Annotated in this window: 21 protein-coding genes and 5 pseudogenes; 12 read left to right on the top strand and 14 right to left on the bottom strand. The window is 68.3% G+C overall.

Going from position 1 to position 24,107, the window contains the following annotated elements:
* Nucleotides 1-23 precede the first annotated feature (23 nt).
* From SY89_RS01355 to SY89_RS01345, 3 genes are read right to left on the bottom strand one after another with little or no spacing between them, the layout of a single operon-like run.
* On the bottom strand, nt 24-728 hold the full coding sequence (locus SY89_RS01355; RefSeq protein WP_054582853.1) for an energy-coupling factor transporter transmembrane component T family protein: 705 nt from the start codon (nt 726-728) through the stop codon (nt 24-26).
* Nucleotides 729-731: 3 nt separating this feature from the next.
* Entirely contained in the window at nt 732-1,436 is a 705-nt protein-coding gene (locus SY89_RS01350) for an energy-coupling factor ABC transporter ATP-binding protein (protein ID WP_054582852.1), read from the bottom strand.
* Nucleotide 1,437: 1 nt separating this feature from the next.
* Entirely contained in the window at nt 1,438-2,022 is a 585-nt protein-coding gene (locus SY89_RS01345; protein ID WP_054582851.1) for a biotin transporter BioY, read from the bottom strand.
* A 100-nt stretch (nt 2,023-2,122) separates the two neighbouring features.
* Here SY89_RS01345 and SY89_RS01340 point away from each other — a divergent pair, with 100 nt between their 5' ends.
* Both SY89_RS01340 and SY89_RS01335 read left to right on the top strand, forming a co-directional pair.
* Nucleotides 2,123-2,728 (top strand): DUF445 domain-containing protein, encoded by a 606-nt coding sequence (locus SY89_RS01340; protein ID WP_054582850.1) that lies wholly within the window; start codon nt 2,123-2,125, stop codon nt 2,726-2,728.
* A 37-nt stretch (nt 2,729-2,765) separates the two neighbouring features.
* Nucleotides 2,766-3,437: a CRISPR-associated protein Cas4 gene (locus tag SY89_RS01335; protein WP_054582849.1), complete on the top strand. Its 672-nt coding sequence runs from the start codon at nt 2,766-2,768 to the stop codon at nt 3,435-3,437.
* Here the strand turns inward: SY89_RS01335 and SY89_RS01330 are convergent.
* From SY89_RS01330 to SY89_RS01320, 3 genes and pseudogenes are all read right to left on the bottom strand, one after another.
* A complete protein-coding gene (locus SY89_RS01330) occupies nt 3,434-4,018 on the bottom strand; it encodes an L-threonylcarbamoyladenylate synthase (protein WP_054582848.1) in 585 nt (194 codons plus the stop codon). The two genes, SY89_RS01335 and SY89_RS01330, sit on opposite strands and share 4 nt — an antisense overlap.
* 56 nt (nt 4,019-4,074) lie before the next feature.
* A pseudogene (locus SY89_RS01325) lies at nt 4,075-4,579 on the bottom strand (redoxin domain-containing protein).
* Complete coding sequence (locus SY89_RS01320) at nt 4,576-4,836, bottom strand: glutaredoxin family protein (protein ID WP_054582847.1); 261 nt, start codon at nt 4,834-4,836, stop codon at nt 4,576-4,578. The pseudogene SY89_RS01325 and the gene SY89_RS01320 overlap by 4 nt, the downstream one beginning before the upstream one ends.
* 138 nt (nt 4,837-4,974) lie before the next feature.
* Here SY89_RS01320 and SY89_RS01315 point away from each other — a divergent pair, with 138 nt between their 5' ends.
* Entirely contained in the window at nt 4,975-6,360 is a 1,386-nt protein-coding gene (locus tag SY89_RS01315; protein ID WP_054582846.1) for a hemolysin family protein, read from the top strand.
* Nucleotides 6,361-6,379: 19 nt separating this feature from the next.
* Here SY89_RS01315 and SY89_RS01310 read toward each other — a convergent pair whose 3' ends face one another.
* Nucleotides 6,380-7,120, bottom strand: a complete 741-nt coding sequence (locus tag SY89_RS01310; protein ID WP_054582845.1) for a cytochrome P450 — start codon at nt 7,118-7,120, stop codon at nt 6,380-6,382.
* A 37-nt stretch (nt 7,121-7,157) separates the two neighbouring features.
* On the bottom strand, nt 7,158-7,700 hold the full coding sequence (locus SY89_RS01305; protein ID WP_054582844.1) for a hypothetical protein: 543 nt from the start codon (nt 7,698-7,700) through the stop codon (nt 7,158-7,160).
* A gap of 84 nt (nt 7,701-7,784) precedes the next feature.
* Here SY89_RS01305 and SY89_RS01300 point away from each other — a divergent pair, with 84 nt between their 5' ends.
* Nucleotides 7,785-8,435: a helix-turn-helix domain-containing protein gene (locus SY89_RS01300; protein WP_054582843.1), complete on the top strand. Its 651-nt coding sequence runs from the start codon at nt 7,785-7,787 to the stop codon at nt 8,433-8,435.
* A gap of 25 nt (nt 8,436-8,460) precedes the next feature.
* Here SY89_RS01300 and aspS read toward each other — a convergent pair.
* Nucleotides 8,461-9,761, bottom strand: a pseudogene (gene aspS, locus SY89_RS01295) (aspartate--tRNA(Asn) ligase).
* Nucleotides 9,762-9,915: 154 nt separating this feature from the next.
* Here aspS and SY89_RS01290 point away from each other — a divergent pair.
* Nucleotides 9,916-10,428 carry a hypothetical protein gene (locus SY89_RS01290; RefSeq protein ID WP_054582842.1) on the top strand — a complete coding sequence of 171 codons (513 nt, stop codon included), beginning with the start codon at nt 9,916-9,918 and terminating at the stop codon, nt 10,426-10,428.
* Nucleotides 10,429-10,538: 110 nt separating this feature from the next.
* A complete protein-coding gene (locus SY89_RS01285) occupies nt 10,539-10,808 on the top strand; it encodes a hypothetical protein (RefSeq protein ID WP_054582841.1) in 270 nt (89 codons plus the stop codon).
* Here SY89_RS01285 and SY89_RS01280 read toward each other — a convergent pair.
* Nucleotides 10,805-11,506 (bottom strand): phosphoglycerol geranylgeranyltransferase, encoded by a 702-nt coding sequence (locus tag SY89_RS01280; protein ID WP_054582840.1) that lies wholly within the window; start codon nt 11,504-11,506, stop codon nt 10,805-10,807. The two genes, SY89_RS01285 and SY89_RS01280, sit on opposite strands and share 4 nt — an antisense overlap.
* Before the next feature lie 113 nt (nt 11,507-11,619).
* Between SY89_RS01280 and SY89_RS01275 the strand changes: the two genes are divergently transcribed.
* From SY89_RS01275 to SY89_RS19775, 3 genes and pseudogenes are all read left to right on the top strand, one after another.
* Nucleotides 11,620-12,069, top strand: coding sequence for a hypothetical protein (locus SY89_RS01275; RefSeq protein ID WP_054582839.1), 450 nt, complete (start codon nt 11,620-11,622; stop codon nt 12,067-12,069).
* 40 nt (nt 12,070-12,109) lie between these two features.
* Nucleotides 12,110-14,703, top strand: a pseudogene (locus SY89_RS19780) (Eco57I restriction-modification methylase domain-containing protein); the annotation flags it as partial.
* Between the two features lie 408 nt (nt 14,704-15,111).
* Entirely contained in the window at nt 15,112-16,233 is a 1,122-nt protein-coding gene (locus SY89_RS19775; RefSeq protein ID WP_463467452.1) for a TaqI-like C-terminal specificity domain-containing protein, read from the top strand.
* A 140-nt stretch (nt 16,234-16,373) separates the two neighbouring features.
* Here SY89_RS19775 and SY89_RS01265 read toward each other — a convergent pair.
* Nucleotides 16,374-18,886: pseudogene (locus SY89_RS01265) on the bottom strand (DNA topoisomerase I).
* Nucleotides 18,887-18,976: 90 nt separating this feature from the next.
* Between SY89_RS01265 and SY89_RS01260 the strand changes: the two are divergent.
* Together SY89_RS01260 and SY89_RS01255 are read left to right on the top strand one after the other, a co-directional pair.
* A complete protein-coding gene (locus SY89_RS01260; RefSeq protein WP_054582838.1) occupies nt 18,977-19,381 on the top strand; it encodes a plastocyanin/azurin family copper-binding protein in 405 nt (134 codons plus the stop codon).
* Nucleotides 19,378-19,785 (top strand): hypothetical protein, encoded by a 408-nt coding sequence (locus SY89_RS01255; protein WP_054582837.1) that lies wholly within the window; start codon nt 19,378-19,380, stop codon nt 19,783-19,785. The genes SY89_RS01260 and SY89_RS01255 overlap by 4 nt, the downstream gene beginning before the upstream one ends.
* A gap of 55 nt (nt 19,786-19,840) precedes the next feature.
* On the opposite strand, the gene SY89_RS18920 is transcribed toward SY89_RS01255, so the two are convergent.
* Entirely contained in the window at nt 19,841-20,737 is an 897-nt protein-coding gene (locus tag SY89_RS18920; protein WP_275575413.1) for a serine hydrolase, read from the bottom strand.
* Nucleotides 20,713-21,249: a serine hydrolase domain-containing protein gene (locus tag SY89_RS18915; RefSeq protein ID WP_054582835.1), complete on the bottom strand. Its 537-nt coding sequence runs from the start codon at nt 21,247-21,249 to the stop codon at nt 20,713-20,715. The genes SY89_RS18920 and SY89_RS18915 overlap by 25 nt, the downstream gene beginning before the upstream one ends.
* 96 nt (nt 21,250-21,345) lie before the next feature.
* On the opposite strand from SY89_RS18915, the gene SY89_RS01240 reads away from it, so the two are divergent.
* Entirely contained in the window at nt 21,346-22,089 is a 744-nt protein-coding gene (locus SY89_RS01240) for a creatininase family protein (protein WP_054582834.1), read from the top strand.
* Between the two features lie 18 nt (nt 22,090-22,107).
* Here SY89_RS01240 and SY89_RS19435 read toward each other — a convergent pair.
* Nucleotides 22,108-23,969 (bottom strand): annotated as a pseudogene (locus tag SY89_RS19435) (S9 family peptidase).
* Nucleotides 23,970-24,107 lie beyond the last annotated feature (138 nt).

Genomic DNA, 24,107 nt, shown 5'->3' with positions numbered 1-24,107 from the left:
CTGCGAGCGATGCCAACGACGGGTTAGACGACCATGGACGCTCCCAGCCCCGCAGCCAGCAGCACCGCCGGCACGTCGACCGCGCGGAACCGGATCCGCGGCAGCGTCGCGTTCCACGAGAAACACCGCGCCGAGAGCGCCATCGCGAGCCGGTCCGCCCGCGCGAACGCCCGCCTGAGCCCGGCTGCGCCGACCGTTTCCAGCCGTTCGCGGGTGGATCGCTCGTCGCCCAGGCGGGCCCGCTCGGCGTCGCGGATCGCCGCCAGATCGCGGCGCAGCAGGGGGAGGAACCGGAACACCAGCCCCACACCCGCGCCCAGCAGCCGCCCCGGTTTCCCGGGAACCGCCCACTGCACCGCCGCGCGCGACTCCCGGGCCGGGGTCGTCCGGACGTAGCCGGCGGCGACGGCGACGATGAGCAGCGTCCGGTAGCTCGCGAGCAGGGGGTCGGCGGCCGCCTCCAACTCGATCCACGGCGGCCCGAGCGTCACCAACTCGAACAGCACCGCGGCCGCGAGCAGCGGAAGGAGAAACCGGTATCCCCAGATAACCGAGACGGGGGAGAGGCGGGCGCTCGCGAGCGCCAGCGCGGTGACGCCGGTCAGCATCGCCAGCCCGCGCGGATCAGTGTGGGCGAACGCGGCGGCGGCGAACGCGAGCTGGACGGCGAGTTTCGTCCGCGGATCGAGCCGGTGGGCGAGCGAGTCGCCGGGTTCGTAGCCGAGCATCGCTCAGCGACCCGGCACGCGGACGCCGTACTCGGTCAGTTTCTCGGTCGCGTCGCCGGGGCTGGCGTCGACGACCACTTCGCCGTCGGCGAGACAGACCACGCGGTCGGCGTCGTCGAGCAGGTATCGGAGGTCGTGGGTGACGACGATCAACCCCGTCCCGTCGGCGTGGAGGTCGCGCAGGCGAGCGAGCAGGCGTTCGCGGGCGGGCGAATCGAGCCCCGTGAACGGCTCGTCGAGCACGAGATGGCTCGGCTCCATCGCCAGCGCGCCCGCGACCGCGAGGCGCTCGCGCTCGCCGCCCGAGAGCGTCTCGATGCGGTCGTCCTCCCGGCCGTCGAGGCCGACCGCCGAGAGCGCGTTCGCCGCCCGGCGATCGATCTCCTCGTGGTCGAGCCCCAGGTTCTCCGGGCCGAAGCGCACGTCGCCGCCGACGGTGGCCGCGACGAACTGGTCGCGCGGCTCCTGGAACGCCATCCCGACGGTGGTCCGGGCGGCGACGGGGGCGTCGCTCACGTCGACGCCGTCCACGAGCACCCGGCCAGCGTCCGGTTCGAGCAGGCCGTTCAGGTGCCTGACGAGCGTCGACTTCCCGGAGCCGTTCGGGCCACAGAGCACCAGGAACTCGCCGTCCGGGATCGTCAGCGAGACGCCGTCGACGGCGCGGGCACCGTCGTACTCGTGGATCAGTCCGTCCAGTTCGAGCACGTCAGGTCGCCTGAACCTCCTCAGAGCGGACGATCCCCATGGCGGCGGCCATCTTCACCGCTTCCGCGGGCACGAACGCCAGGCCGGCGCCGACGATCGCGGCGACGAGGCTCGTGTCGAGGTAGTACCAGTAGACGACGATCCCGAGCGCGTAGATCACGACGGTCCCCGCGGCCATCGCCCCGACGAGTCGCGCCACCGAGACGCCCTCGGGGTCGACGAGGCCGTCGACGCCGTGGACGACGGCGCCGATCAGCGCGGCCGCGAACGGGTAGGAGACGAGGTAGCCGCCGGTCGGGCCGAAGATCTCGCCCAGGCCGGCGCCGGCGCCCGAGAACACGGGCGCACCCAGCGCGCCGGCCAGCACGTACAGCACCATGGCGAACCCGCCCCAGGCGGGCCCGAGGTAGATGCCGGCGAGGAACACGCCCAGCACCTGCGCGGTGACGGGGACGGCCGGGTTCAGCGGATTGGGGAACGAGACGAACGCGAACGCGCCCATCAGCGCCGCCAACAGCGCGGCGCGGACGAGGTTGACAGCCACCTCGTCGCCGACGAGATCGACGGAGTCAGTTGCGGTAGACACACCCGACGCTTTTCGTAAACCTACCTTAACGCTGCGGTTTACAGCCGGTTACCGTTGGCTACCCAACCCTTATTCACGCGCACCCCGTCGTTCCGCCACTATGGACGAACAAACCGAGGAGCTCCGGGACCTGTTCGTCGAGACCACCGGCGAGGAGACGGTCACGGCGGACCAGTCCGAGGACCGCGGCGACCTCGGCGACGCGGTCTCGGCCGAGGAGGCCGAGACGCGGATCAGGGAACTGGTTGGCCGGATGCGCGAGCGCTACGCGTTCCAGTCGGGGTTCGACGACGGCGAGCTGGTCCAGGTCGTGACGGGGTTCTACGCCGACGAGGACGACGCCGAGATCGCCGACGCGCTCGGTACCGACGCGGAGTCGGTGCTTCGCGCCCGGCTGGATCTCCATCTCGTTCGGGAGCGCGACCGCGAGGCCCCGCTGCCGATGGACGAGCTCCGGGAGCTCATCGTCGACGACGTGGCGCTCGAGGAGCGGGCCGATCGGCTCGACGCCGATGTGGAGACGGTCGAACGCTACTCCCGAGTGATCGACGCCGAGCGCCGCGCCACCCGCGCGAACCACCGGTTCACCGACGAGTTCGCCGAACTGCTGACCGACGCCGACCTCCGCGACAGCCACGCCGCCGACGCCCGCGAGTCCGGACTGGAGGAGGCCGCGGAGGACATCGAGACGAACACACAGCTGTAGCCCGTTTTTGAAGTAGGATGGCGGGACCACCCGTCCCGTGTCTCTCGTCGCCGCAAGCGATCTCGGCCGCGCCGCGTACTGTCCGCGCCAGCTCTACTACGCCCGACAGGCCGACGACCGTGGCCCGCCCGCCGAGGTCCAAGCGCGTCGGGAACTCGCCTTCCAGTACCCCGAACTCCGCGAGGCGAGCGACGACCGACTCGCCGACAGCCCGATCGCCGCTCCACCCGAGGAGTACCGCGGGAACCTCAACGCGCTGGCGGCCGGCGAGCGCTGGGAGCGCCTCGTCGACCCGGCCACGCGCGACGCCACGCTGACTGGCCAGGACTGCCGCGGCGTCGCGCACAAACTCCTCGCCGGCGACGGGAGCGAGCCGCCGACCCCGGTGCTCGTCTCCGGTGGCGTCCCGCCGCCGGAGGGCGTTTGGGAGCCCCAGGCGGTCCGCGCGGTCGCGCTGGCGAAGGCGCTCGCGTGGGAGCGCGAGCGGGAGGTCCCGCGTGCCCTGGTGGAGTACCCCGCCGTCGGCGTCGTGCGACCGGTCCGGCTGACCACCCGGAAGACGGCCCGCTACCGGGAGCTGCTCCGGACGGTTCGGCGCCTGGCCGACCCGCCGCCGCGGCTCGACGACGACGCCAAGTGCGAGTCCTGTGAGTACCGCGCGGACTGTGGGGTGAAAACACGGTCGCTGCGCTCGCTACTCGGTCGTTAGTGGTCGTCGAGCCACGCGTGGACGTCGTCGGCCTGTCGGCCGCGTCGGTGGATCTCGTCGGCCCCGGGGTCGACAACCGTGCTCTCGCCGCCCGGGAGCTCGCCGCTGTCGACGACGGCGCCGACCCCCTCGCGGATCGCGTCGTCGAGTTCGCCGGGCGTGGTGGCGTTCGCCTCGCCGCTGCGGTTCGCGCTGGTGGCGGTGACGGGGGCGAACTCGTCGAGCATGTCGAGTGCGAGATCGTGGTCCGGGATCCGGATGCCGACCCGATCGTCCCCGGCGGTGAGCGCGTCCGGCACGTGGGACTGCCGCTCGAGGACGACCGTCACCGGGCCGGGGAGGAACGCCCGCATGAACGCCTCCTCGCGCTCGGTCGCGGTGACGTGTTCGAGCGCGGCGTCCACGTCGGGTACCGCCATCGAGAGCGGGTCGTCCCGGGACCGGCCCTTCAGCTCGTACACCCGTTCGACGGCGTCGGCGGCGATCGCGTCGGCGCCGAGCCCGTAGACGGTGTCGGTCGGGTACACCACCAGTTCGCCCATCGCGAGCATGCTGGTGGCTTGGATCAGGTGATCGCGCATACCCACTCTCGGAGACCGGCGCGAAAAAGACGACCGGTCGACCGTGGCGTGGCCGGCTACAGCGCCTCGATCGCCGCCTCGACGGCGTCGTAGTCGGGGAAGTCGGGCCACTCGCTGGCGACCCACGCGTACTCGACGGTGCGGTCCTCGGCGAGCAGGAACATCGCCGGCCGGTGCTCGACGATGCCGGTCATGCCGTCGAGGTCGTGCTCGATCCCGTACAGTTCGGCGACGCCGGCGCCGGGGTCGGAGAACAGCTGCGCGTCGCGCCCGTGCTCCTCGAGCAGGCTGCCGTGCTCGTACGGCGTCGAGATGGAGAGCCCGACCACGTCGATCACGTCGGTCCACTCGCGGTCGTCGATCTCTCTCCAGACGTACGTGGCCGGGAACCCGCCGTCCATGGGGGGCGACGAGCAGGACGGGGCCGTCCGCGGTCAGCGACGAGAGCGAGCGGTCCTCCCAGTACTCCTCGTTCACCAGCGGGCGGGTGAAGTCGGGCGCGGTGTCGCCGACCTCGGGGTGGTCGGCGTCGGGGAGGTCGACGACGTCGAACTCCATCAGGCCTCACCTCCGTACGTCTTCTCGAGGTACTCGACGATGTTGCCCGACTCCGACATCGTGACCCCGGTGTTCCCGTCGACGAGCGCCGGCACCGAGCGCTTGCCACTGAGCCGCTTGACGACGTTCCGGTCGGAGTGCATCGGCTCGACGAACCGGGAGCGGTAGTCGATGTCGTACTCGTCGAGTATTCGCACCACCCGCTCACAGAACGGGCAGGCCTGCAGCCGGTAGAGTGTGATCGCCGGTTCTTCGGACATGCTCGCGGATTGCGGCGCGGCGCGCCTAAACTCGTCGGCGACGACACGGCGCGTCGGCTGTGGCCGACGGACCGATATCGCTCGATATCGGCCGGGAGGGGAACGCTTAATTCGAACGACCGTGAATGCCGACGGGAAATGGGCTTGCTTCCCACGGTCATTCCCGCTCTTAGCAGGAGCGTTCTGCAGACGTCTACCGGGGGCGCATCCCCGACGACACTCGCGTTCGGTGTCGGCATCCTGATCGTCCTCATCGGGCTCTCCGCCTTCTTCTCCTCGTCGGAGATCGCCATGTTCGGCCTCGAGAGCCACCGCGTCGAGTCGTTGGTCGAGGACGACGTTCCCGGGGCCTCGTTGGTGCAGAACCTCCTGGACGACCCCCACCGGCTACTGGTGACCATCCTCGTCGGCAACAACATCGCGAACGTCGCGATGTCCTCGATCGCCACGTGGCTGTTCGGCTTCTACATGACCGAGGGACGGGCGGTGCTGGCGGCGACGTTCGGCATCACGACGGTCGTGCTGCTGTTCGGCGAGAGCGCGCCGAAGTCCTACGCCGTCGAACACACCGAGTCGTGGTCGCTGCGCATCGCCCGCCCGCTGAAGTGGGCCGAGCGTCTGCTGCTCCCGCTGATCGTCATCTTCGACTACCTCACGCAGGTGATCAACCGGGTCACCGGCGGCGGCTCCGCCATCGAGGACTCCTACGTCACCCGCGACGAGATCCAGAACATGATCCGGACCGGGGAGCGCGAGGGCGTCATCGACGAGGAGGAACGGGAGATGCTCCAGCGCATCTTCCGGTTCAACCAGACCATCGCCAAGGAGGTCATGACGCCCCGACTGGACATGACCGCCGTGCCGAAAGACGCCACCGTCGAGGAGGCCATCGAGGAGTGTGTCCAGTCGGACCACGAGCGCGTCCCCGTCTACGAGGGGAACCTCGACAACATCATCGGCGTCGTGAACATCCGCGACCTGGTGCGGGCGGCCCACTACGGCGAGGGCGAGCCGACGCTCGACGACCTGGTGCAGCCGACGCTGCACGTCCCCGAGTCCAAGAACGTCGACGAACTGCTGGAGGAGATCCAGGAGAACCGCCTCCGGATGGTGATCGTCATCGACGAGTTCGGCACCACGGAGGGGCTGATCACGATGGAGGACATGGTCGAGGAGATCGTCGGCGACATCCTCGAAGGCGACGAGGAGCAGGCCATCGAGTTCGTCGACGACAACACCGCGCTGGTCCGCGGCGAGGTCAACATCGACGAGGTGAACGAGGCACTCGACCTCGATCTCCCCGAGGGCGAGGAGTTCGAGACGCTCGCGGGCTTCATCTTCAACCGCGCCGGCCGCCTCGTCGAGGAGGGCGAGACGATCGAGTACGACGGGATCCGGATCCGCGTCGAACAGGTCGACACCACCCGGATCAAGCGCGCCCGGGTGACGGTGACCGAGGAGTACTACGCCGAGGACGACGCCGAGGAGGAGCCCGCCGACGACGCCGCCGCCGACGTGGAGTAGCCCCCTCGTTTTTCTCCCGTTATCGTTCGCGCAGTCGCACCTCGACTGACCCCGCCGGCGCGAGCGTCATCGACGCCGCAAGATCGAGCTCCTCGGTGACCGGTTCCACTCGGAACGTCTGCAGCAGCCGTGCGAGCACCAGCCGGGCTTCGAGCAGCGCGAACCGGCGGCCGATACAGATGCGCGGACCGGCGCCGAACGGGAAGTACGCGTACTGCGGGCGATCGTTCGCCTCCCACCGATCCGGCCGGAACGACCCGGGATCGTCCCACAGACCGGGTCGGCGGTGGGTCGCCCACTGCGAGCAGAGCACCAGACTCCCCGCGGGGACGTGGTAGCCGCCGACGGTGTCGTCGGCGACGGCCTCGCGCATCACGAGGTGGACCGGCGGGTAGCACCGCATCGCCTCCCGGATCGCGCGACCGGTCCGCGGGAGCGAGTCGTCCATCCCGGGCCGGTCGTCGAGTTTGGCCACCTCCGCGGCGACCGCGGCCTGCTCGTCGGGGTGGGTCGCGAGGCAGTACAGCGTGTAGGTCAGCGCGAGCGCGGTCGTCTCGTGGCCGGCGAGCAGGAAGGTGACGAGGTGATCGCGGACCTCGGTGTCGTCCATCCCGGCGGCGAGCAGGACCGAGAGGAGGTCCGAGCCACCCGCTACCGCGTTCTCCCGCCGCTCGGCGAGGAGTCGGTCCACGAACCCGTCGAGGCGGTCGACCGCGCGTCGGTACCGCAGATTGCGCGGCAGCGGCACCCAGTCCGGCACGTGGAACGGCAGGCTCCCCGCGGGCTGAACCGATCCGTCACCGCCCGAGCCGCGTCACGAACTTCGGTCGCGTCCCGGAGGTCGGTGTCGAACAGTGCCTCGCCGAGCACGCTGAGGGTGACCTCGGCGGTCGCCTCGAACAGGTCGACCGTCTCGCCGGCGTCCCACTCCCCGATCCGGTCGTCGGCGCGGTCGACGATCGTCGACGCGTGGTCGGCGACGCGCCCGGGATCGAACGCGGGCTGAACCGCCCGCCGCGCGGACTCCCACGCCTCCCCTCGCTGATCAGCAAGCCGTCACCAAGCAGCCCCGCGAGTTCCCGCCGCTGGAACTCGCCCTTCCGGTAGTTGTCGGCGCTGCCCACTAGCACGCGACCGATCGCGTCGGGATCGGCGAGTAACAGTCCCTCCCGCCGCGGGAGGTTGAGTGAGACGATCGGCCCGTGGTCGGCGACGGCCCGCTCGACGAACCCCAGCGGGTCGCGGGCGTACGGCAGCGCGTGGCCCACGAGCGGCGGTGCGTCGGGCGCTGGGGCAGTCGTGGCGTCGACGCGTGTCGTCGCGTCCGGTGACTCGCTCATACCCGTCGTTCCGGGCTCGTTCGCCCAGGCCCTTCTCCCACCTATGGACGGTCATTTATTAATAAGCGCGCGAACCGAGCCGGTATGAAGCAGGCGCGACTCCGGGTCACGCCGCCGGCAGGGGAGACGATCCCGGTCCACCGGGCGATCCAGTCCGCGGAGGGGGCCGGCGACGCCGTGTTGCTCTCAGGTGGCGCGGACCTCGCGGACCCGACGGAACTGTTCTCGATAGCGGGCGCCGCCGACGCGGTCCGTGGGGCGCTCGAAGCCGAAGCGGGGGTTCGATCGGTCGATGTGCTCTCGACCGCCGAAGGGGAGACGTACGTCTACATCCGGGAGCGGGGCGACGAGCGGGCGATCGCCGACGTGCTCACGGCCGGAACGCTGGTCGTGACGCTGCCGATCCGCTTCCGCGCCGACGGCCCCGTCGACCTCACCGTCCTCGGTTCCGGGACGGACCTGCGGGAGGCGCTGTCAGTCGTCCGGGAGGTCGCCGACGTGACGGTGCTGTCGGTGCGGGAGGGGTGGTCCGCCGCTCCGGACTCGTTGACCGAGCGCCAGCGCGAGGTGTTGGCGGCGGCGTACGAGGCCGGCTACTACGACTACCCGCGGCGGGCGACGCAGGACGAGGTGGCGTCGACGCTCGGGATCTCGGGCAGCACCGTCGCCGAACACCTGCGGCACGCGGAGGCGGCGCTGGTGGCGGCTGCGTTGGGAAAAAACGAGGACGCGTAGTCGTTACCGAACGGGAGCGTCGCCCTTACGGGCTCAGACGCTGGCGATCTCGCGGGAAGAGCACGGCTTCGCGGATGTTGTCCAGGCCGAGCATCGTCATCACGAGTCGCTCGCCACCCATCCCCAGCCGGCGTGGGGCGGCATGCCGTACTTGAACATCTTGGTGTAGTACTCGAACTGCTCGGGGTCGAGCCCCTGCTGTTCGAACCCTTCGACCAGCCTCTCGTGGCGGTGTTCACGCTGGCCGCCCGAGACCAGCTCCATCCGGGGGTGCATCATGTCGAACCCCGTCGAGAGCGTCTCGTCGTCGTCCTGGTCCTTGATGTAGAACGGCTTGATCTCGCTGGGCCAGCCGGTGATGAAGTAGAACGTCCCCACGTCCTCGCCCAGCGCGCGCTCGGCCTCCGTCGAGAGGTCGTCGCCGAACACGAGCTGCTCGTCGAGCTCGCCCGTGGCGTTGATGCGCTCGATCGCCTCCTCGTAGCTCAGGCGTGGGAAGTCGCCCTCGGGCACGTCGAAGTCGTCGTAGCCCAGCAGGTCGAGCTGTTCCTCGCAGTTCTCGGCGACGGCCTCGTAGACGGCGACGACGATCGCCTCGGCGGCGTCCATCGCCTCGTGGTGGTCGGCGAAGGCCGACTCGAAGTCGATCGAGGTCGCCTCGTTGAGGTGTCGCGGCGTGTTGTGCTCCTCGGCGCGGAAGATCGGGCCGATCTCGAAGACGGTCTCGAGGCCGGAGCCGGCCATCAGCTGCTTGAACAGCTGGGGGCTCTGGTTCATGAACGCTTCCTCGCCGAAGTAGGTGATCGGGAACAGCTCCGTGCCGCCCTCGGTGCCGGTGGCGACGATCTTCGGCGTGTTGATCTCCGTGGCGTTCAGCTCGCGGAACGTCTCCCGGGCCGCGCGCATGACCTCCGCGCGGATCTCGAAGATCGCCTTGACCTCGGGCTTGCGGAGGTCGAGCGTGCGGTTGTCGAGCCGGGTCGGCAGTTCGGCGTCGACCTTCCCGGAGGGGTCGAGCGGGAGTTCGGCGTCGGCCTCGGCGACGACCTCGATCGACTCGGGGACGAGTTCGAACCCCGTCGGCGCCCGGGGCTCCTCCTTCACGTCGCCGGTGACTTCGAGCACCGACTCGCGGTGGACGCCGAGGCCGGTGTCGACCAGCTCGTCCTCCATCTCGTCTTTCTCGAGTTTGATCTGGAGCTTGCCGCTCTTGTCCCGGAGGATGAGGAAGGCGATGCCACCCAAGTCGCGGATCTCGTGGACCCAGCCGGCCACGGTGGCCGACTCGCCGGCGTCGACGTCCGCCGCGTACGTTCGATCTTGCATGGGTGACAGTTCGCCCGGCGCGTCTTTAAACGCGGTGTTTCCCCGGGAAACGGCTGTCTCGGCGGCGATACGCGTTGCACCCCAGGCGAGAACGATGGGCCCGTTCCCCACGAGCGACAGAAGACATATGCCGGTGCCTCGAGACCGTCCGGTCGTGTCCCTCCACCGACGCGGTGCCCTCTCGATAGCGGCCTCGCTCCTCGCCGGGGGCTGTCTCGGCGGGATCGGCAACGACGGCTGTACCAGCGGCGTCTACGTCGACGCCGAACCGTTCGACCCGGTTCCCGCACTCGAGGAGCGGATCCGCGACCAGGAACGAACTGTCGGCGCCGAAACCGTCGAGAACGACGGCACGCGCCGGACGACCTACGCGGAGCTGCCGTTCCGGGAGCCGACGCTGTTCTCCCACGACGGCGGCGTCTACCGGATCACCCGCGAGCCCGTCGAGTCGGTCACCGTGCCGGCGTTCGAGTTCGGCGCCGAGTGGGAGCAGGGCCAGTCCCCGCCCGCCGGGACCGAGGTCGTCCAGTTCGCCGACCTGCCCGAGAACGACCGCCGCGCGTTCACGTTGGCGACGCCCGCGGAGCGGGACGGCCAGTTCCCGGAGGGGTTCTCGGTCGGCAGGTACCCGCGCCGTACCCCGACGGCGGCGATGGGTCTCGACTGATCGGCGCCACCACGTGGGTCGAGTGGGAGGATCGGACGATCCGCGTCGAGGTCGCGAGCGAGCAGACGGGCACGACCGAGCGCGTCACGTACGCGTTCGCGGCCGAGCAGGTGGCCGACAGCGCGGCCTCGTTCCGGGCGTTTCTGGCCGACACGTATCTCGTGGACCTCGCCGACGCGCCCGAAGCGCAACGGGAGATCCTCCGGAGCGCTCGAGGCGAGGGGAGCTACGAGGAGTGTCTGCCGGGCTCGGACGCGCTCACGGCGCTGCGGGATCGGCTGGACGGCGAGGAGAAACTGCCCGAGCCGTACCCGACCGACTGGTACGTCGCCTTCGACGGCGAGCGCTCGCGGCTCTCGGTGTCGGAGTGGGTCGTTTAGGCGTCTTTCGCGCCGTCGACGGTCTCGGCGACGGCGTCGACGCCTTCGTCGTGGAGCAGGTCGCCGACGACGACGGTGTCGGCGTGTTCGCCCATCTCGCGGGCGCTCTCGTAGTCGTGGATGCCGCCGCCGTAGAACAGCGTCGCGTCGTCGAGCTCGTCGGCCGCGGCGGCGACGGTCTCCGGATCGCCGTACGTGCCGGAGTACTCCAGATAGACGATATCCTGGCCGAACATGCGCTCGGCGACGCCCGCGTAGGCGGCCACCTCCTCGGCGGTCAGTTCGCAGTCGGCCTCGGTGTACTCGGCGACGGCGGCGTCGGGGTTCAGGACGACGTACGCCTCGGTGTGGGTGTTCGCCCAGTCCAGATCGTCGTCGATCCGGGCCCACTCCTTGTGGGCGCCGGTGATCCAGAACGGATCGCCCGCGTTGAGCACTGTCGGGACGAGGTAGCCGTCGAGCGCCTCGTGGTCGATCACGACCCCGGGGTTCGAGGGCTCCTGATAGATCGGCACGTCGTGGGCCGCGCAGGCGTCGACGACTCGCGCCATCTTCTCGCTCGTCACGTCCATCGTGCCGCCGATCTCGAGGGCGTCGGTGCCCGTCGCGGCGACGTCGTCGAACGTCTCGTCGTCCAGCAGTTCCTTGTCGGGGTCCACCTTCAGGACGTGGTCCCACTGTGCCCACGGGCCGGTCATGGGGTGCGAGTCTTCGGTCCGCGGGTAAAAAGTGCGCGGACCGCGCCGCTCGCGGGTGACGCGGTGTGGTGTGCGACCAGTTCGCTTATCTACGTGCCGGCAGAGAGACAGGTATGCGACGACCCTCCCGAGCCGTCCTCGCCGGCGGCGCGACGACTGCCCTCTGGATCGGTGCCGTGCTCCTGACCCACGCGTCGGGCACGTCGTCGATCATCGAGGCGCTCAACACCCTCGGACAGGTATCGAGGCTGTTGCTGACCGCGGGGATCCCCGGCGGCCTCGTGACGGGCGTGCTGGCCGACGAGTACGCGCCGCTGATGAAGGAAGGCTTCATGGCCAGCGTCGGCGGCGCGGCGGCGGTCGTCGTCGCCGTCGGCGTCTACGGCATCGCGCTGTCGATCACGCTCGGCTACGGCGCCGACTCGGTGCTCTCGTTCATGTTCACGGGGCCGTCGATGTTCACGTTCTTCCTCCTGCTGCCGCTGCTGGCGATGGAGGGCGTGGTGTTCGCGCTGCTGTCGAACGCGGTCTGGGGGCGGCTGCGGCAGGGCGTGGTAGCCTAAGGTCCCGTAGTTTCTTGTCACGTCGGTGGAAGTGGTCGCTATGAGCCAATCGACGCTCGGTAGCACGCCCTACCGGAATTCGGACCTTTTCTCGGGCTACTACTTGCAGGAGCGCGTCGACGACCTGGACGAGTGGGACTGTGACGCCGAGGCGGAGGCGGTGTTCAAGGAACTGCGGTCGCTCTGGGAGAGCGAAGGGGGACTCGTTTCGGGGTACAACGAGGACACGCTGTTGGGTTCGTGGATCGACGAGGTGCTCGACGCGCTGGGGTACGACACGATCCAGGAGACCTCGTTGCCGGATACCGGTGGGTACATCGACCGCGTGCTGTACGACGACGCCACGGATCGACGGGACGCGATGGCGATGAAGCAGGACGGCCAGCTTTCGGGCGCGTTCGGGCGGGCGGCCGCGTTGCTGGAGGCGAAGCAGTGGGACACGGACTTCACCCAGCGATTTAGCGAGCAGCGGTCCTACCGCGACGCCTCCCACCAGGTGAAGTACTACCTCGAACACACCCCGAGTCGCTGCAGTGGGGGATTCTGACGGACGGGAAGAAGTGGCGACTCTACGGGACGAAGGACTACGCCACGGAGACGTACTACGAGGTCGATCTGCCGGAGATCCTGGAGTCGGGCGACCTGCAGGAGTTCAAGTACTTCTACCTCTTCTTCCGGCCCGAAGCGTTCCGCGAAGTCGGCGGCAGTACGTTCCTCGAGACGGTCTGGTCCGAGAGCGAGACGGCCGCACAGGAACTCGGCGAGGACCTACAGGACAACGTGTTCACCGCGCTGCGGGTGCTCGGGGAGGGGTTCGTCGAGACGAACGATCTGGACATCGACCCCGAAGACGAGGCTGCGTTGGCGGAGTTGAAAGAGCAGTCGCTGGTGTTGCTGTACCGGCTGATGTTCGTGCTGTACGCCGAGTCGCGCCACCTGATCGACCCGGAGGAGCCCGAGGACCGCGCGGAGTACCGCGAGAACTTCAGTCTCGACGAGATCCGGCTGGATATCCACGACCGAATCGAGAGCGGGGAGACGTTCGACTCCGCGTACAGCGAGTACTCCCACTCCATCTGGAGCCAGCTCCAGGACCTGTTCCGCCTCGTCGACTCCGGGGAGGACTCGCTGGACGTGTCGGCGTACAACGGCGGGCTGTTCGACCGCGACCAGCACGAGTTCCTCGCGGAGAACGAGGTCTCGGACCGCTACATCGCGGAGGTGATCTACCGCCTCGGGACGACCGAAACCGTCGACGGCTCGTTCGCGCTGGCGGACTACGCCGACCTCGACACCCGCCACCTCGGGACGATCTACGAGGGGCTACTGGAACACGAGTTCCGCATCGCGCCCGAGGAGTACGCCGCCGTCGCCGCCGACGGCGGGCAGGTCTGGAAGCCCGCCACGGCGGTCAGCGTCGCCGACGCCGTCGAGACCGTCGAGCAAGGGGAACTGTACGTTGTCAACGACGAGGGCGAGCGCAAGGCGACGGGGGCGTACTACACGCCGGACTACGTGGTCAGCTACATCGTCGAGGAGACGGTCGACCCGCTGATCGAGGAGTTGGAGGCCGACCTCGACGAGCGGGGGCTCGAACGCGGCACGCAGGAGTACGTCGTCGCCTTTTGGAACGGCGTCACGGACCTCCGCGTGCTGGACCCGGCGATGGGGTCGGGGCACTTCCTCACCAGCGCGACGGAGTACCTCGCCAGCGCAACCATGGAGCGCGTTCGCGAACTCGAGACGGCGACGCTGTTCGACGAGCAGCAGATCCGCCGGGAGATCTCGCGGGAGTGCATCTACGGCGTCGACCTCAACGGCATGGCCGTCGAACTGGCGAAGCTCTCCATGTGGCTCGAAACGCTCGCGACCGACCAGCCGCTCGCCTTCCTCGATCACCACCTGAAGGCCGGCAACTCCCTCGTCGGCAGCGACATCTCGGAAGTCCTCGGCACGGACGAGCCCAGCGGCACGGAGCAGGCCACCCTGTTCGACGACTTCAGCCGCACGCGCCGGCAGGCGCTGGAGCACGTGATGGAGCTCGTGGAGGACCTGCTGGCGATCGAGAACCGCACCGTCGACGACGCCAAGCGCATGGAGGACCTCTACGAGGAGATCCGGGAGGACGACCTCTACGAGCGCCTGTTCGGCATGGCGAACGTCCACACCGCCGAGCGCTTCGACCTCGACGTGCCCGAGGGCGCGTACAAGCAGATGGCCAACGCCATCGACGACGAGGCGGCGTGGACGGCGATCGAGGACGACGAGGACTGGTACACGACGGCGCAGGCGATGGCCGAGGAGGAGCAGTTCTTCCACTGGGAACTGGAGTACCCCGAGGTGTTCTTCAGCGCGGATGGGGAGCGTGCCGAGGGGGCGGGGTTCGATGCGGTGATTGGGAACCCACCCTATGTTCGAATGGAGAAAATCAAACATCTGAAGCCCTATCTCTCTTCAGAGTATCGGGTACATGCCTCACGGATGGACCTCTACGGTTATTTTGTTGAACAGAGCTTGGATCTTACCAATGGGCAGTATGCGATTATTGTATCGAATAAGTGGATGCGGTCTCAGTATGGTGAAAACCTCCGGGAAATACTCTCAGAACGGCAAATACGGTCAATTCTCGACTTTGGCGATCTAGAGGTATTTGAAGGTATCAGTACTTATCCGTGTATCTTGGCTGTTGACGCCGGAAGGAAGCTTACTGATGACATATTTGTTGCACAATTTGACAACCTCGGCTTTGCAGACCTCCGAGATCGAGCGGGTGAAATTGGTGGGGGGCTTCCACCTTCCTCCTTCGGGGCTGAAAAATGGTCTATTGGGTCTGTAGAACAAGAAGCACTAAAATCGTCACTTGAGGAGCAATCGGTAACTCTGTCAAAATATCTGAAAACAGAAACGAAGCAGAATACAATCACCGATGGAATCGGATGGGGTATAAAAACTGGTGGCAACGATGCCTTCGTTATTGACGAGCAGACCAGAGATGAACTCATAGCCAGTAATTCCGAGGCAGAGAGTATCATCAAGCCGTTGGTGAAGGGAACTGATATAGAGCGCTACTTTATCAAAAATGAGCAGCGCTATCTGATCTACACAAAGAAGGGGATCAATATCGACCAGTACCCGGCTGTGAAGGCACATCTGGAGAATTACCGGGATCAGATTGGTTCAACTGCGACAGATGAGGAGTGGTATGAACTCCAGCAGGGTCAAGAGGAGTATGTAGAGTTCTTTGAATCTGAGAAAATATGCTATCCGGATATCTCCAAGGAGTGTAGTTTTGCGATGGATCAGTCTGGGCAATATTTGGCAAATACCTGTTACTTCATCCCTTCGGACTCCTACGCCCTCCTTGGTCTACTTAATTCGTCCCCCGTCAACTGGTTCTACCAGTTTACTACCTCCGAGTACCGTGGTGGCTTCCAACGATCCTTCACACATGCGATTCGGAACCTTCCCATCCCACCCGCAATTTCGGAGATTGACGCCGATGACTCCGATCAAAACCTGGGAAGCCTCGCAAAACGGGCTAGTGATCTCCGAAAAACACTAAACTCCCTTAATCTCGACCTTACCGACCACCTCGGTAGCTACGACGACGGCGAGACCCTCGCCGATATCGGCTTCACCCAGCCCCCGGAGAACGCCGCCGACTCCATCCTCCAGGCGACGACGGAGCAGCACCCGAACCTCCGCGTCGGCGACTGCGAGGTCGTTCGCGAGTCGTCGTCGACGGTCGAGATCCGCCTCACCGCGCGATACAAGCCCGAGGACGAGGACGCCCACGAGACCGACCAGTGGGGGTACACCGAGACGGAGTTCCTGCCGGCGCTGCGGATCACCGACCTCTCCGAGACCGAGGCCGACCTGATCGCGGCGTTCGTCCCCGTCGCCGTCGACGAAGCTGGCGGCTTCGCGGGGTTCCGCGAGACGGCGACGAAGACCAACTCGCTGGTCGACCGCCTGCGCGCGCTGACCCTCCCGCGCGTCGACGACGTGGCCGACGGGCTGGCGCAGTACCGCGAGACGAAGCAGCGCGCCGACGAACTGGACGCGAAGATCCAGCGCACCGACGACCTGATCGACGAGATCGTCTACGAGCTGTACGGGCTGACCGACGAGGAGATCGAGATCGTCGAGGAGAGCGTGGCGTAGCGCGAGCGAAGCGAGCGCCCCCTTTTGTCGCCAGAAATCGGAGATTCTGGCTGCTAACCAGAAGCCTTCGGCTTCTGGTGATGGCCGAGCTTTTGCGAGGAGTGGTGGGCGAAGCCCACCCGACGAGTAAAAGGTCGGAGTTAGTCGGCCTTCGCCTGCCAGTCCCGCACCGACCCGGCACTCACGCCGTCCACACTCTCGGCCAAGTCGTCGGGATCGGCTTCCTTCAGCCCCTCCACGTCCTCGACGCCCGCTTCCGCCAGCTTCTCGGCGGTCTTCTCGCCGATTCCCTCGACGGTCTCCAGTTCGGAGTTCGCCTCGCGGGCCTGGAACTCCCGGTAGTTACAGATCGGGCAGCCCAGCTCCCACGGCTCGTCGTCGTCGCCGTGGACGACCAGATGGGGAAGGTTGTGCTCCTCGCACTCCTCGTCGGTGACCTCGATCTCGCCGCGGCGCGGCAGCGGCAGCGAGTAGTCACAGTCCGGGTAGCGCGTACAGCCGACGAGTCGCGAGCCCGAGCGCAGTTGCTTGATCGCCAGTTCGCCCCCTTCCTCCTCGCCACACTCCGGACAGTCGCCGATGACGCGGTCGGCCTCCTCGTCGGCTTCCTCGGCCTTACAGAGCGGACAGCCGTGGACGAACGTCTTCCGCCCGGCGAGCATCTTCACCTTCTTGAGGCCGTGCTCCTCGCACTCCTCGTCGAGGATCAGCGGCTTGCCCGTGGAAGGCAGCGGCAGCGTGTACTCACAGTCGGGGTAGCCGTCACAGCCGACGAAGTAGCTGCCGTAGCGGGATTTCCGGACGAGCAGGTCCTCGCCACACTCCGGACAGGGGCCGAGGATCTTGTCCGCCTTCATCGACTTCCGCAGGTGGTCGCCGACCTCCTCGCGGGACTCTTGGAGCGCCTCGAACACCGCCTCCAGCATCTCGCGGGACTCCGCGGTCACCTCCTCGAACCCCTTCTCGCCGGCGGCGATGGCGCGCATGTCCGCCTCCAGCTGGGCGGTCATCTCCTCGCTGACGATGTGGTCGGCGAACTCCTCGGCGGCCTCGACGACCGCCTTGGCCAACTGCGTCGGCCGGGGCGGGTCGCCCTCGACGTAGTTCCGGTCGTACAGCTTCTCGATGGTGTTGTGCCGGGTCGACTTCGTGCCGATCCCCATCTCCTCCATCGTCTCGATCAGGCGCGACTGGCCGTAGCGCCGCGGCGGCTGGGTCTGCTTGGCATCGAGGTGCACGTCGCTGACGGCCAGCTCCTCGCCCGTCTCCACGTCCGGCACCACGGTTTCGTCGGCCGAGGAGTAGGGGTACACCGAGTGGTACCCCTCCTCCAGCAGGCGCTTCCCGTTGGCCTTCAGCGAGAGGCCGCGCTCGCCGCCCGAGGGCAGCGAGACCTCGCCCCCTACGCCCGCAACGACGCGCAGGTGCTCCCACGTCGCCGACGGCGCACAGGTCGCGAAGAAGCGCCGCACGACCAGTTCGTACACCTCCCACTCGTCGTCGTCCAGATCGGTGGGCATCTCGCCGGTCGGGTGGATCGGCGGGTGGTCGGTCGTCTCCTCGTCGCCCTCGGTCGGTTCGATCTCGTCCTGTTCGAGCAGTTCGTCGACGCTCTCGCCGAAGAACGTCTCCGAGAACGCTTTCAGCAGCTCCTCGGGGTCGAGATCGTCCGGGTAGACGGTGTTGTCGGTCCGCGGGTAGGTGATGTAGCCGGCGGTGTAGAGGTCCTCGGCGATGCTCATGGCGCGCTGGGCCGAGTAGCCGAGCGAACTCGCCGCGCGGATGAACTGCGTGGTGTTGAACGGCGCCGGCGGCTCGTCGGTCCGGGTCCGGCGGTTCACCTCCTCGACGGCGGCGCCCTCGGCGGCGGCCAGCGCGTCGTGGGCGTCGTCGGCCGCCGACTCGTCCCAGATGCGCCGCGCCTCGTTGCCGTCCGCGTCGAGGTAGAAGTACTGGGCCTCGAAGCCGGTGCCGCCGGCCTTCGTGAGGTCGGCGAACAGCTCCCAGTAGTCGTCGGGGTCGAACGCCTCGATCTCGCGCTCGCGGTCGACCAGCAGCTTCAGCGTCGGGCCCTGCACCCGGCCGACGGAGATGAAGTCCTCGCCGAGCTGGCCCGCAGCCAGCGAGAGGAACCGCGTGAGTGCGGCCCCCAGACGAGATCGACCGTCTGGCGAGCCTCCCCGGCCGCAGCGAGATCGAAGTCGAGCTCGCCGGTGTTCGCGAACGCCTCCTGCACCTCACGTTCGGTGATGGAGGAGAACCGGGCGCGCTCGATGGGCACCGAGTCGTCCACGTCGCGGACGATGTCGAACGCCTCCTTCCCGATCAGTTCGCCCTCGCGGTCGTAGTCGGTCGCGATGACGACGCGGTCGGCGTCCCCGGCCAGTCGGCGAAGTGCGGCGACGATCGCCTCCTGGGTCGGTTCGGTGTCGATCGGCGCCTCGATGAGTTCGTGGGGTTCGACGTCCCGCCAGTCGTCGTACTCCGGCGGGAAGTCGACGCCGACGACGTGGCCCGAGAGGCCGATGACCCGTTTGCCTCCCCAGCCGTAGACGTTGACGCCGTTGACCCGTTCGGCGTCGGCGGTGCCGTCGCTGAGGATATCGGCGATGCGACGGGCCGCGTTGTCCTTCTCGGTGACGATGAGTTCCATTCGCTACCGATGCGTAGACTGCTCCCGGGCCTAAACGTTTCGCGCTCCGGGACCGGAAGGCAGTTGCCCGACGACACCCCACGCTCGCGTATGCGCGAACACGACCTCCCCCGTCGCACGCTCCTCCGCCGCGGCGCCGCGGCGCTCGCGGCGACGACGGCGCTCGCCGGCTGTGCCGGCGGCGAGTCGACCCCGACCGAGAACTTCGACGGCGAACTGGTCGAAGTCGGCCCCGACGGACGGAACGCCTTCACGCCGGGGACGGACGACCCGCTCCGCATCGACGCCGGCACCAGCGTCCGCTGGATCTGGCGCTCCGCCAACCACAACGTCGTGGTCCGCGACCAGCCCGCGGACGCGAACTGGGGCGGGGAACCGGACATCTACCACACCGGCCATAGCTACGAGTACACGTTCGAGGTGCCCGGCGAGTACCACTACGTCTGTGAACCCCACGAGGGGATGGGGATGGTCGCCGACATCGTCGTGGAGTGACGCGCCGCCGCCGCCCTCCCTCGCTCGGCACGGTCGACCGGGAGTCCTACTGGGGCTGGGTGGCGGCGGCGCTGTTTCTCCTACTCCCGGTCGACCTGCTCACGACGCTGCTCTGTGCGGCGGTCGTCGGCGCAGACGCCGAGTCGAACCCCTGGATGGTGTGGCTGCTGACGCAGTCGCCCACGGTGCTGGTCGCCGTCCACGTCGCCGTCGGCGCGACCGCAGTCGCGGGCTTTGCCGTCTACGAGTCGGTCTCCCGCCGCTCGGAGCGCTTCGGCGACGTGATGCTCCACGCGGCGCGGGTGTACCTGGTGTTGCTGGTCGCCGTCGGGTTCCTCGTGTTCTGGAACAATCTCTCGGTCCTTCTCTTCCGCCGGAGTCTGCTGGCGGTGCTGCTCCCGTGACGCCGCCCGGTCCAGGCTGATGGCGCCTTCTCGCGTCGCACTCGACCACGATTGCTTACTGCTTGCGGAGCCGCCATCGGTCGATCAGCAGCGACACCCCGCCGTCCGCGACGCGGAACGTCACTGGCTCGCGTCGGCCGGCGGCGTCGACCGTCTCGTACCGGTACTCCGCATCGCCGCGCCGCCGCTCGCTCCTGTCGGGCTCGGCCGGGAACAGCACCGTCTCGGCGTCGTTCAGCGGGTGGTCGAAGTCGACGCGGAGCGTCGCGCCGTCGCGCTCGACGGTCGCACTCATCACGCCCTCGTACGCCGCGTACTCGCCGGCGAGGCGTCGATGGCGCCGCCGCAACCGGAAGAACGGCACCGACTCGGGATCCGCGCCCAGCGCCGCCGCCAGCACGCCCTCGCCGACGGCGCCCAGCGGGAACGCCGGCGAGGTGTTCGACGCCAGCGCGACGCCGACCCCCGCCTCGGGGAGGAACCCCAGATACGCCGAGGAGACGGTGATCGACCCCGAGTGGCCCAACAGCGTGCGGTCGCCGAGGAACGCCTCGTCGCGGAACCAGCCGTAGCCGTACTCGCGGTCCGGCGCCTCTCGGCCCGGGGCGCGCCCCGGCACGTCGACGTGGCCCTCGTGCGCTCGGGCGAGCGTGTCCGCGTCGAGCAGCTCCGTCCCCGCGGCCGCGCCGCCGTTCAGGTGGAGCCGGAGGTAGCTGGTCAGCTCAGCCACCGACGCGAGGATCCCGCCCGTCGCCTGGCCGATGTCGCGCGTCGGGAGCGACGACGCCATCAGCCCCTCCTCGGTCTGGCGGTACTGGGTCATGTGGTCGTCGGCCATCGAGAACTCGTGGTCGTCGAACGTCGAGCGCGCCATCCCCAGCGGCTCGAACACGTGTTCGGTCACGTACTCGTCGAACGGCTTCCCCGTCAGCGACTCGACGGCCTCGCCCAGCAGCGCGTAGCCGGTGTTGCAGTAGGCGAAGCGCTCCCCGGCGGGTCGACGCGCTCGTCGTCGGCGGCGTTCACGTGGGCGTAGAAGTCGTCGATGTCGCCCAGCGGGATCCCGGGGTCGGGGAGCCGGAGCCGCCGGGCGAGCAGCGTCTCGCTCACCCCCAGCGAGGGGAGGCCCGAGGAGTGTGTCAGCAGGTGGTGGATGGTGGGTTCGGGCTCGTCGAAGGCGACGGGGACGTACGCCGAGATCGGATCGTCGAGGTCGCAGATACCGCCCTCGACCAACTGCAGGATCGCGACGCCGGCGAACGACTTCGTACAGGAGGCGATCCCGTACAGCGTCTCGGGCGTCGCCGGGCGGTTCCCGGCCAGATCCCGGGAGCCGAACCCGTCGGCGTAGACGGTGCCGTCGGCGTCGGTGACGGCGACGCTCAGCCCCGGGAGCCCCTCCGCACGAACGACCCGGCGACAGAGCCGGGCGATTTCGCCCTCGGCGTCGTCGGCGATGGACATACCGGCGCTGCGAGCGCCGGGGCGAAGAAGGTGCGGGAGAGCGGCCGGATCGCCCGTTCCCGTAGTTCTTTGCCCCACCCCTGCCCATCTCCGGCCATGCCAGAGACCGACGACGATCTCGTGACCATGACGTGGGAAGACGCCGAGGCGGCGTTCGCGGACGCCGACGCGGCGCTGCTGGGAACGGGCAGCGTCGAACAGCACTCGGTCCACCTCCCCGTCTCGGTGGACACACTGCGCGCCGAGCACCTGACCGAGGAGCTCGTCGACGCCGCCGCCGAGCACGACCTGGAGTTCGTCCGCCTGCCGACGCTCCCCTACGGGATGAGCGAGCACCACATGAACTTCCCCGGGACGATCACGCTCGACCCCCTGACCTACGAGGACGCGATCGTCCAGATCGGCGAGAGCCTCGCCCGCCACGGCGTCGAGCGGTTCGTGATCGTCAACTGCCACGGCGGCAACCGCGAGCCGCTCTCGAACGCCGCGGACCGACTCGTCCGGGAGTACGGGCTCGCGACTCACTTCGTCCACTGGACGGACTTCGCCCGCGAGCGGCTAAAAGAGGTGTTCGGCGAGGGCTGGGGCCACGCCGGCGACCACGAGACCAGCGTGATCGAGCACTACCGGCCGGACCTGGTGAAGGCGGGGAAGAAGGAGCCCCAAAACGCAACGGAGATGCCGGAGACAGCGTCGTACGGCTACTTCGACCGCGTGACTGATCTCGGCGGGCTGGGCGACCCGACCAACGCCGACCCCGAGGCAGTCGCCGAAGTGATCGACCACGGCACTGAGGAGATCCTGACCGCGCTCAAAGACGATATCGACGCCGGCTGGTAGGCCAGCCCCGCCGGCGGTTCAGACGTGCTCGTCGAGGAAGGCGGCGATGCGTTCGAACTCCTCGATCAGGTTCTCGCGGTCGGTCGTGTGGTGCCCCTCGTCCTCGAAGATGCAGGTCTCGACCGGGATGCCCCGCTCCTCGACGGCGTCGGCGATCTGCTCGGCCTCGCCGACGGGCACGCGCGGGTCGTTCGCGCCGTGCTGGATGAACAGCGGACACTGGATCTCGTCCACGTCGTGGATGGGGGAGATGCGTTCGAGCAGTTCGGGGTCGTCGAGGCTGCCGTACTCCGCGGCGCGGTGCTCGCGGCGCCACTCCCCGGTGTTCTCGAGGAACGTCTGGAAGTCGGCGATCCCGACGAAGTCCACCGCCGCGGCCCAGCGCTCGGGGTACTGCGTGATCGCCGAGAGCACCATGAAGCCGCCGTAGGAGCGGCCGTAGACGACGAGGCTGTCGGTGTCGGCGGCGGGCTGGTCCTCGAGCCACTCGGTGGCGTGCTTGATGTCCTTCACCGAGTCGAGTCGCTTCTCCTGGTCGTCGAGGTGGGTGTACTCCTTCCCGTAGCCCGAGGAGCCCCGCACGTTCGGCTCGAGTACGGCGTACCCCTGGTTCAGGAAGTACTGCTTGGTCGGGTAGAACCACGGCCGGCGCTGGTGTTCCGGGCCGCCGTGGATGTCGACCATCACGGGCACCTCGCCGTCGCTGCCGTCCTCGCTCACGCCGTCGGGCAGCGTCCAGTACGCCGGGATCTCCCGCCCGTCGAACGTCTCGTAGCGGATCGTCTCCGAGCGCAGGAACCGGTCCTCCGGGATGCCGAGCGTCCCGGGGTGGTGAAGCGCTCGGTGTCGCCGGATCCGGCGTCGGCGTCGGCGGCTCCCTTTGCCGCCGACCCCGTTCCCGCGACGTAGATGGAGTGTGGGTGGTCGTCGGCGCTGAACTCGATCGCCGCGCGCTCGCCGTCGGGACCGAGTTCGACGCCGGCGACGACGCCATCGGGGAGCTCCGGCTCGACGGTGTCGACGATCGCGCTGCCGTCGGCCGACAGCTCGCCGAGGTACGTTTCGGAGTAGCCGTCGACGTTCAGCGTGTACGCCGCGCGGCCGCTGTCGGCGTCGATCTGCAGGCTATCGACGTTCCACTCCTCGGGCCCCTGTTCGATCGTCTCGACCGAATCGACCCCACCCCCACCGCGGGCGTCGGTGTCGATCCGGCCGACGTAGGCGGTCTCGGCGCCGTAGTCGGTGACCGTGTAGAGGTCGCCGTCGGGGCCGAACGCGACGTGGTGGTAGCGCGCTTCCTCCCCGGTGTCGGTCAGGCGCTCGGCCGCGCCGGTGTCGATGTCGAGCCAGTACAGCACCACGTCCGAACTGGAGTTCGACTCCTGCAGGATCAGCGCGTCGCCGTCGGGGTGCCACGCGGCGACGCCGACGAAGCCGCCCGGCCCCTCCCAGACGAGGTCGGCCCCCTCGCTGTCGCGACCCTGCACGTACACGTCGAACGTGTCGCCCTGCCGGCGGTTCGCGGCGAAGGCGAAGCGGTCACCCTCCGGCCCCCAGCCGCCCCAGAGATGCTTCGCCTCGGGTTCGTCCGTGAGCTGCTGCTCCTCGCCGGTCTCGAGGTCGTAGCGGTAGAGCTGGTCGCGCTCGTTGCTCCCCTCGTCCATCCCGAACAGCAGTTCGTCCCGGGTGGGCGAGGCGTCGACGAACGAGACGCGCTCGTCGTGGGCGGTCAGGCGTTCGGGGTAGCTGTCGGGTTCGTCGAGGCGGTAGACCTGCGGCGTGCCGGTGGTGTCGGCGAGGTAGGCGAGATCGCCGCCGGGCGTGAAGGTGGGCGTGTCGGTGCTGTCGATGCCGATGTAGCGGGCGACGCCGTACTGCATGGCCGACTGTGGTGGCGGTTCCCGGAAAGGCGTTCGGGCATGGGCCGTCGTCGCCGGATACTGGGAACCCCACCACCCCGGCCGCAACGGCGGGATTTATCGGCTCCCGACACCACCACCCGCCGTGAGCGGGAACGA

The organism is Halolamina pelagica (genome assembly GCF_001307315.1).
Lineage (GTDB): Archaea > Halobacteriota > Halobacteria > Halobacteriales > Haloferacaceae > Halolamina > Halolamina pelagica_B.
This window is presented reverse-complemented; position numbering and strand designations above follow the sequence as displayed.

Excerpts from the sequence above, each read along its gene's own strand:
- SY89_RS01355 (WP_054582853.1), bottom strand. The coding sequence starts at position 728 with ATGCTCGGCTACGAACCCGGCGACTCGCTCGCCCACCGGCTCGATCCG.
- SY89_RS01330 (WP_054582848.1), bottom strand. The coding sequence starts at position 4,018 with ATGCGCGATCACCTGATCCAAGCCACCAGCATGCTCGCGATGGGCGAA.
- SY89_RS01260 (WP_054582838.1), top strand. The coding sequence starts at position 18,977 with ATGCGCGAACACGACCTCCCCCGTCGCACGCTCCTCCGCCGCGGCGCC.
- SY89_RS01275 (WP_054582839.1), top strand. The coding sequence starts at position 11,620 with ATGCGACGACCCTCCCGAGCCGTCCTCGCCGGCGGCGCGACGACTGCC.
- SY89_RS01340 (WP_054582850.1), top strand. The coding sequence starts at position 2,123 with ATGGACGAACAAACCGAGGAGCTCCGGGACCTGTTCGTCGAGACCACC.
- SY89_RS01315 (WP_054582846.1), top strand. The coding sequence starts at position 4,975 with ATGGGCTTGCTTCCCACGGTCATTCCCGCTCTTAGCAGGAGCGTTCTG.
- SY89_RS01240 (WP_054582834.1), top strand. The coding sequence starts at position 21,346 with ATGCCAGAGACCGACGACGATCTCGTGACCATGACGTGGGAAGACGCC.
- SY89_RS01320 (WP_054582847.1), bottom strand. The coding sequence starts at position 4,836 with ATGTCCGAAGAACCGGCGATCACACTCTACCGGCTGCAGGCCTGCCCG.
- SY89_RS01305 (WP_054582844.1), bottom strand. The coding sequence starts at position 7,700 with ATGAGCGAGTCACCGGACGCGACGACACGCGTCGACGCCACGACTGCC.
- SY89_RS01280 (WP_054582840.1), bottom strand. The coding sequence starts at position 11,506 with ATGACCGGCCCGTGGGCACAGTGGGACCACGTCCTGAAGGTGGACCCC.
- SY89_RS18915 (WP_054582835.1), bottom strand. The coding sequence starts at position 21,249 with ATGTCCATCGCCGACGACGCCGAGGGCGAAATCGCCCGGCTCTGTCGC.
- SY89_RS01300 (WP_054582843.1), top strand. The coding sequence starts at position 7,785 with ATGAAGCAGGCGCGACTCCGGGTCACGCCGCCGGCAGGGGAGACGATC.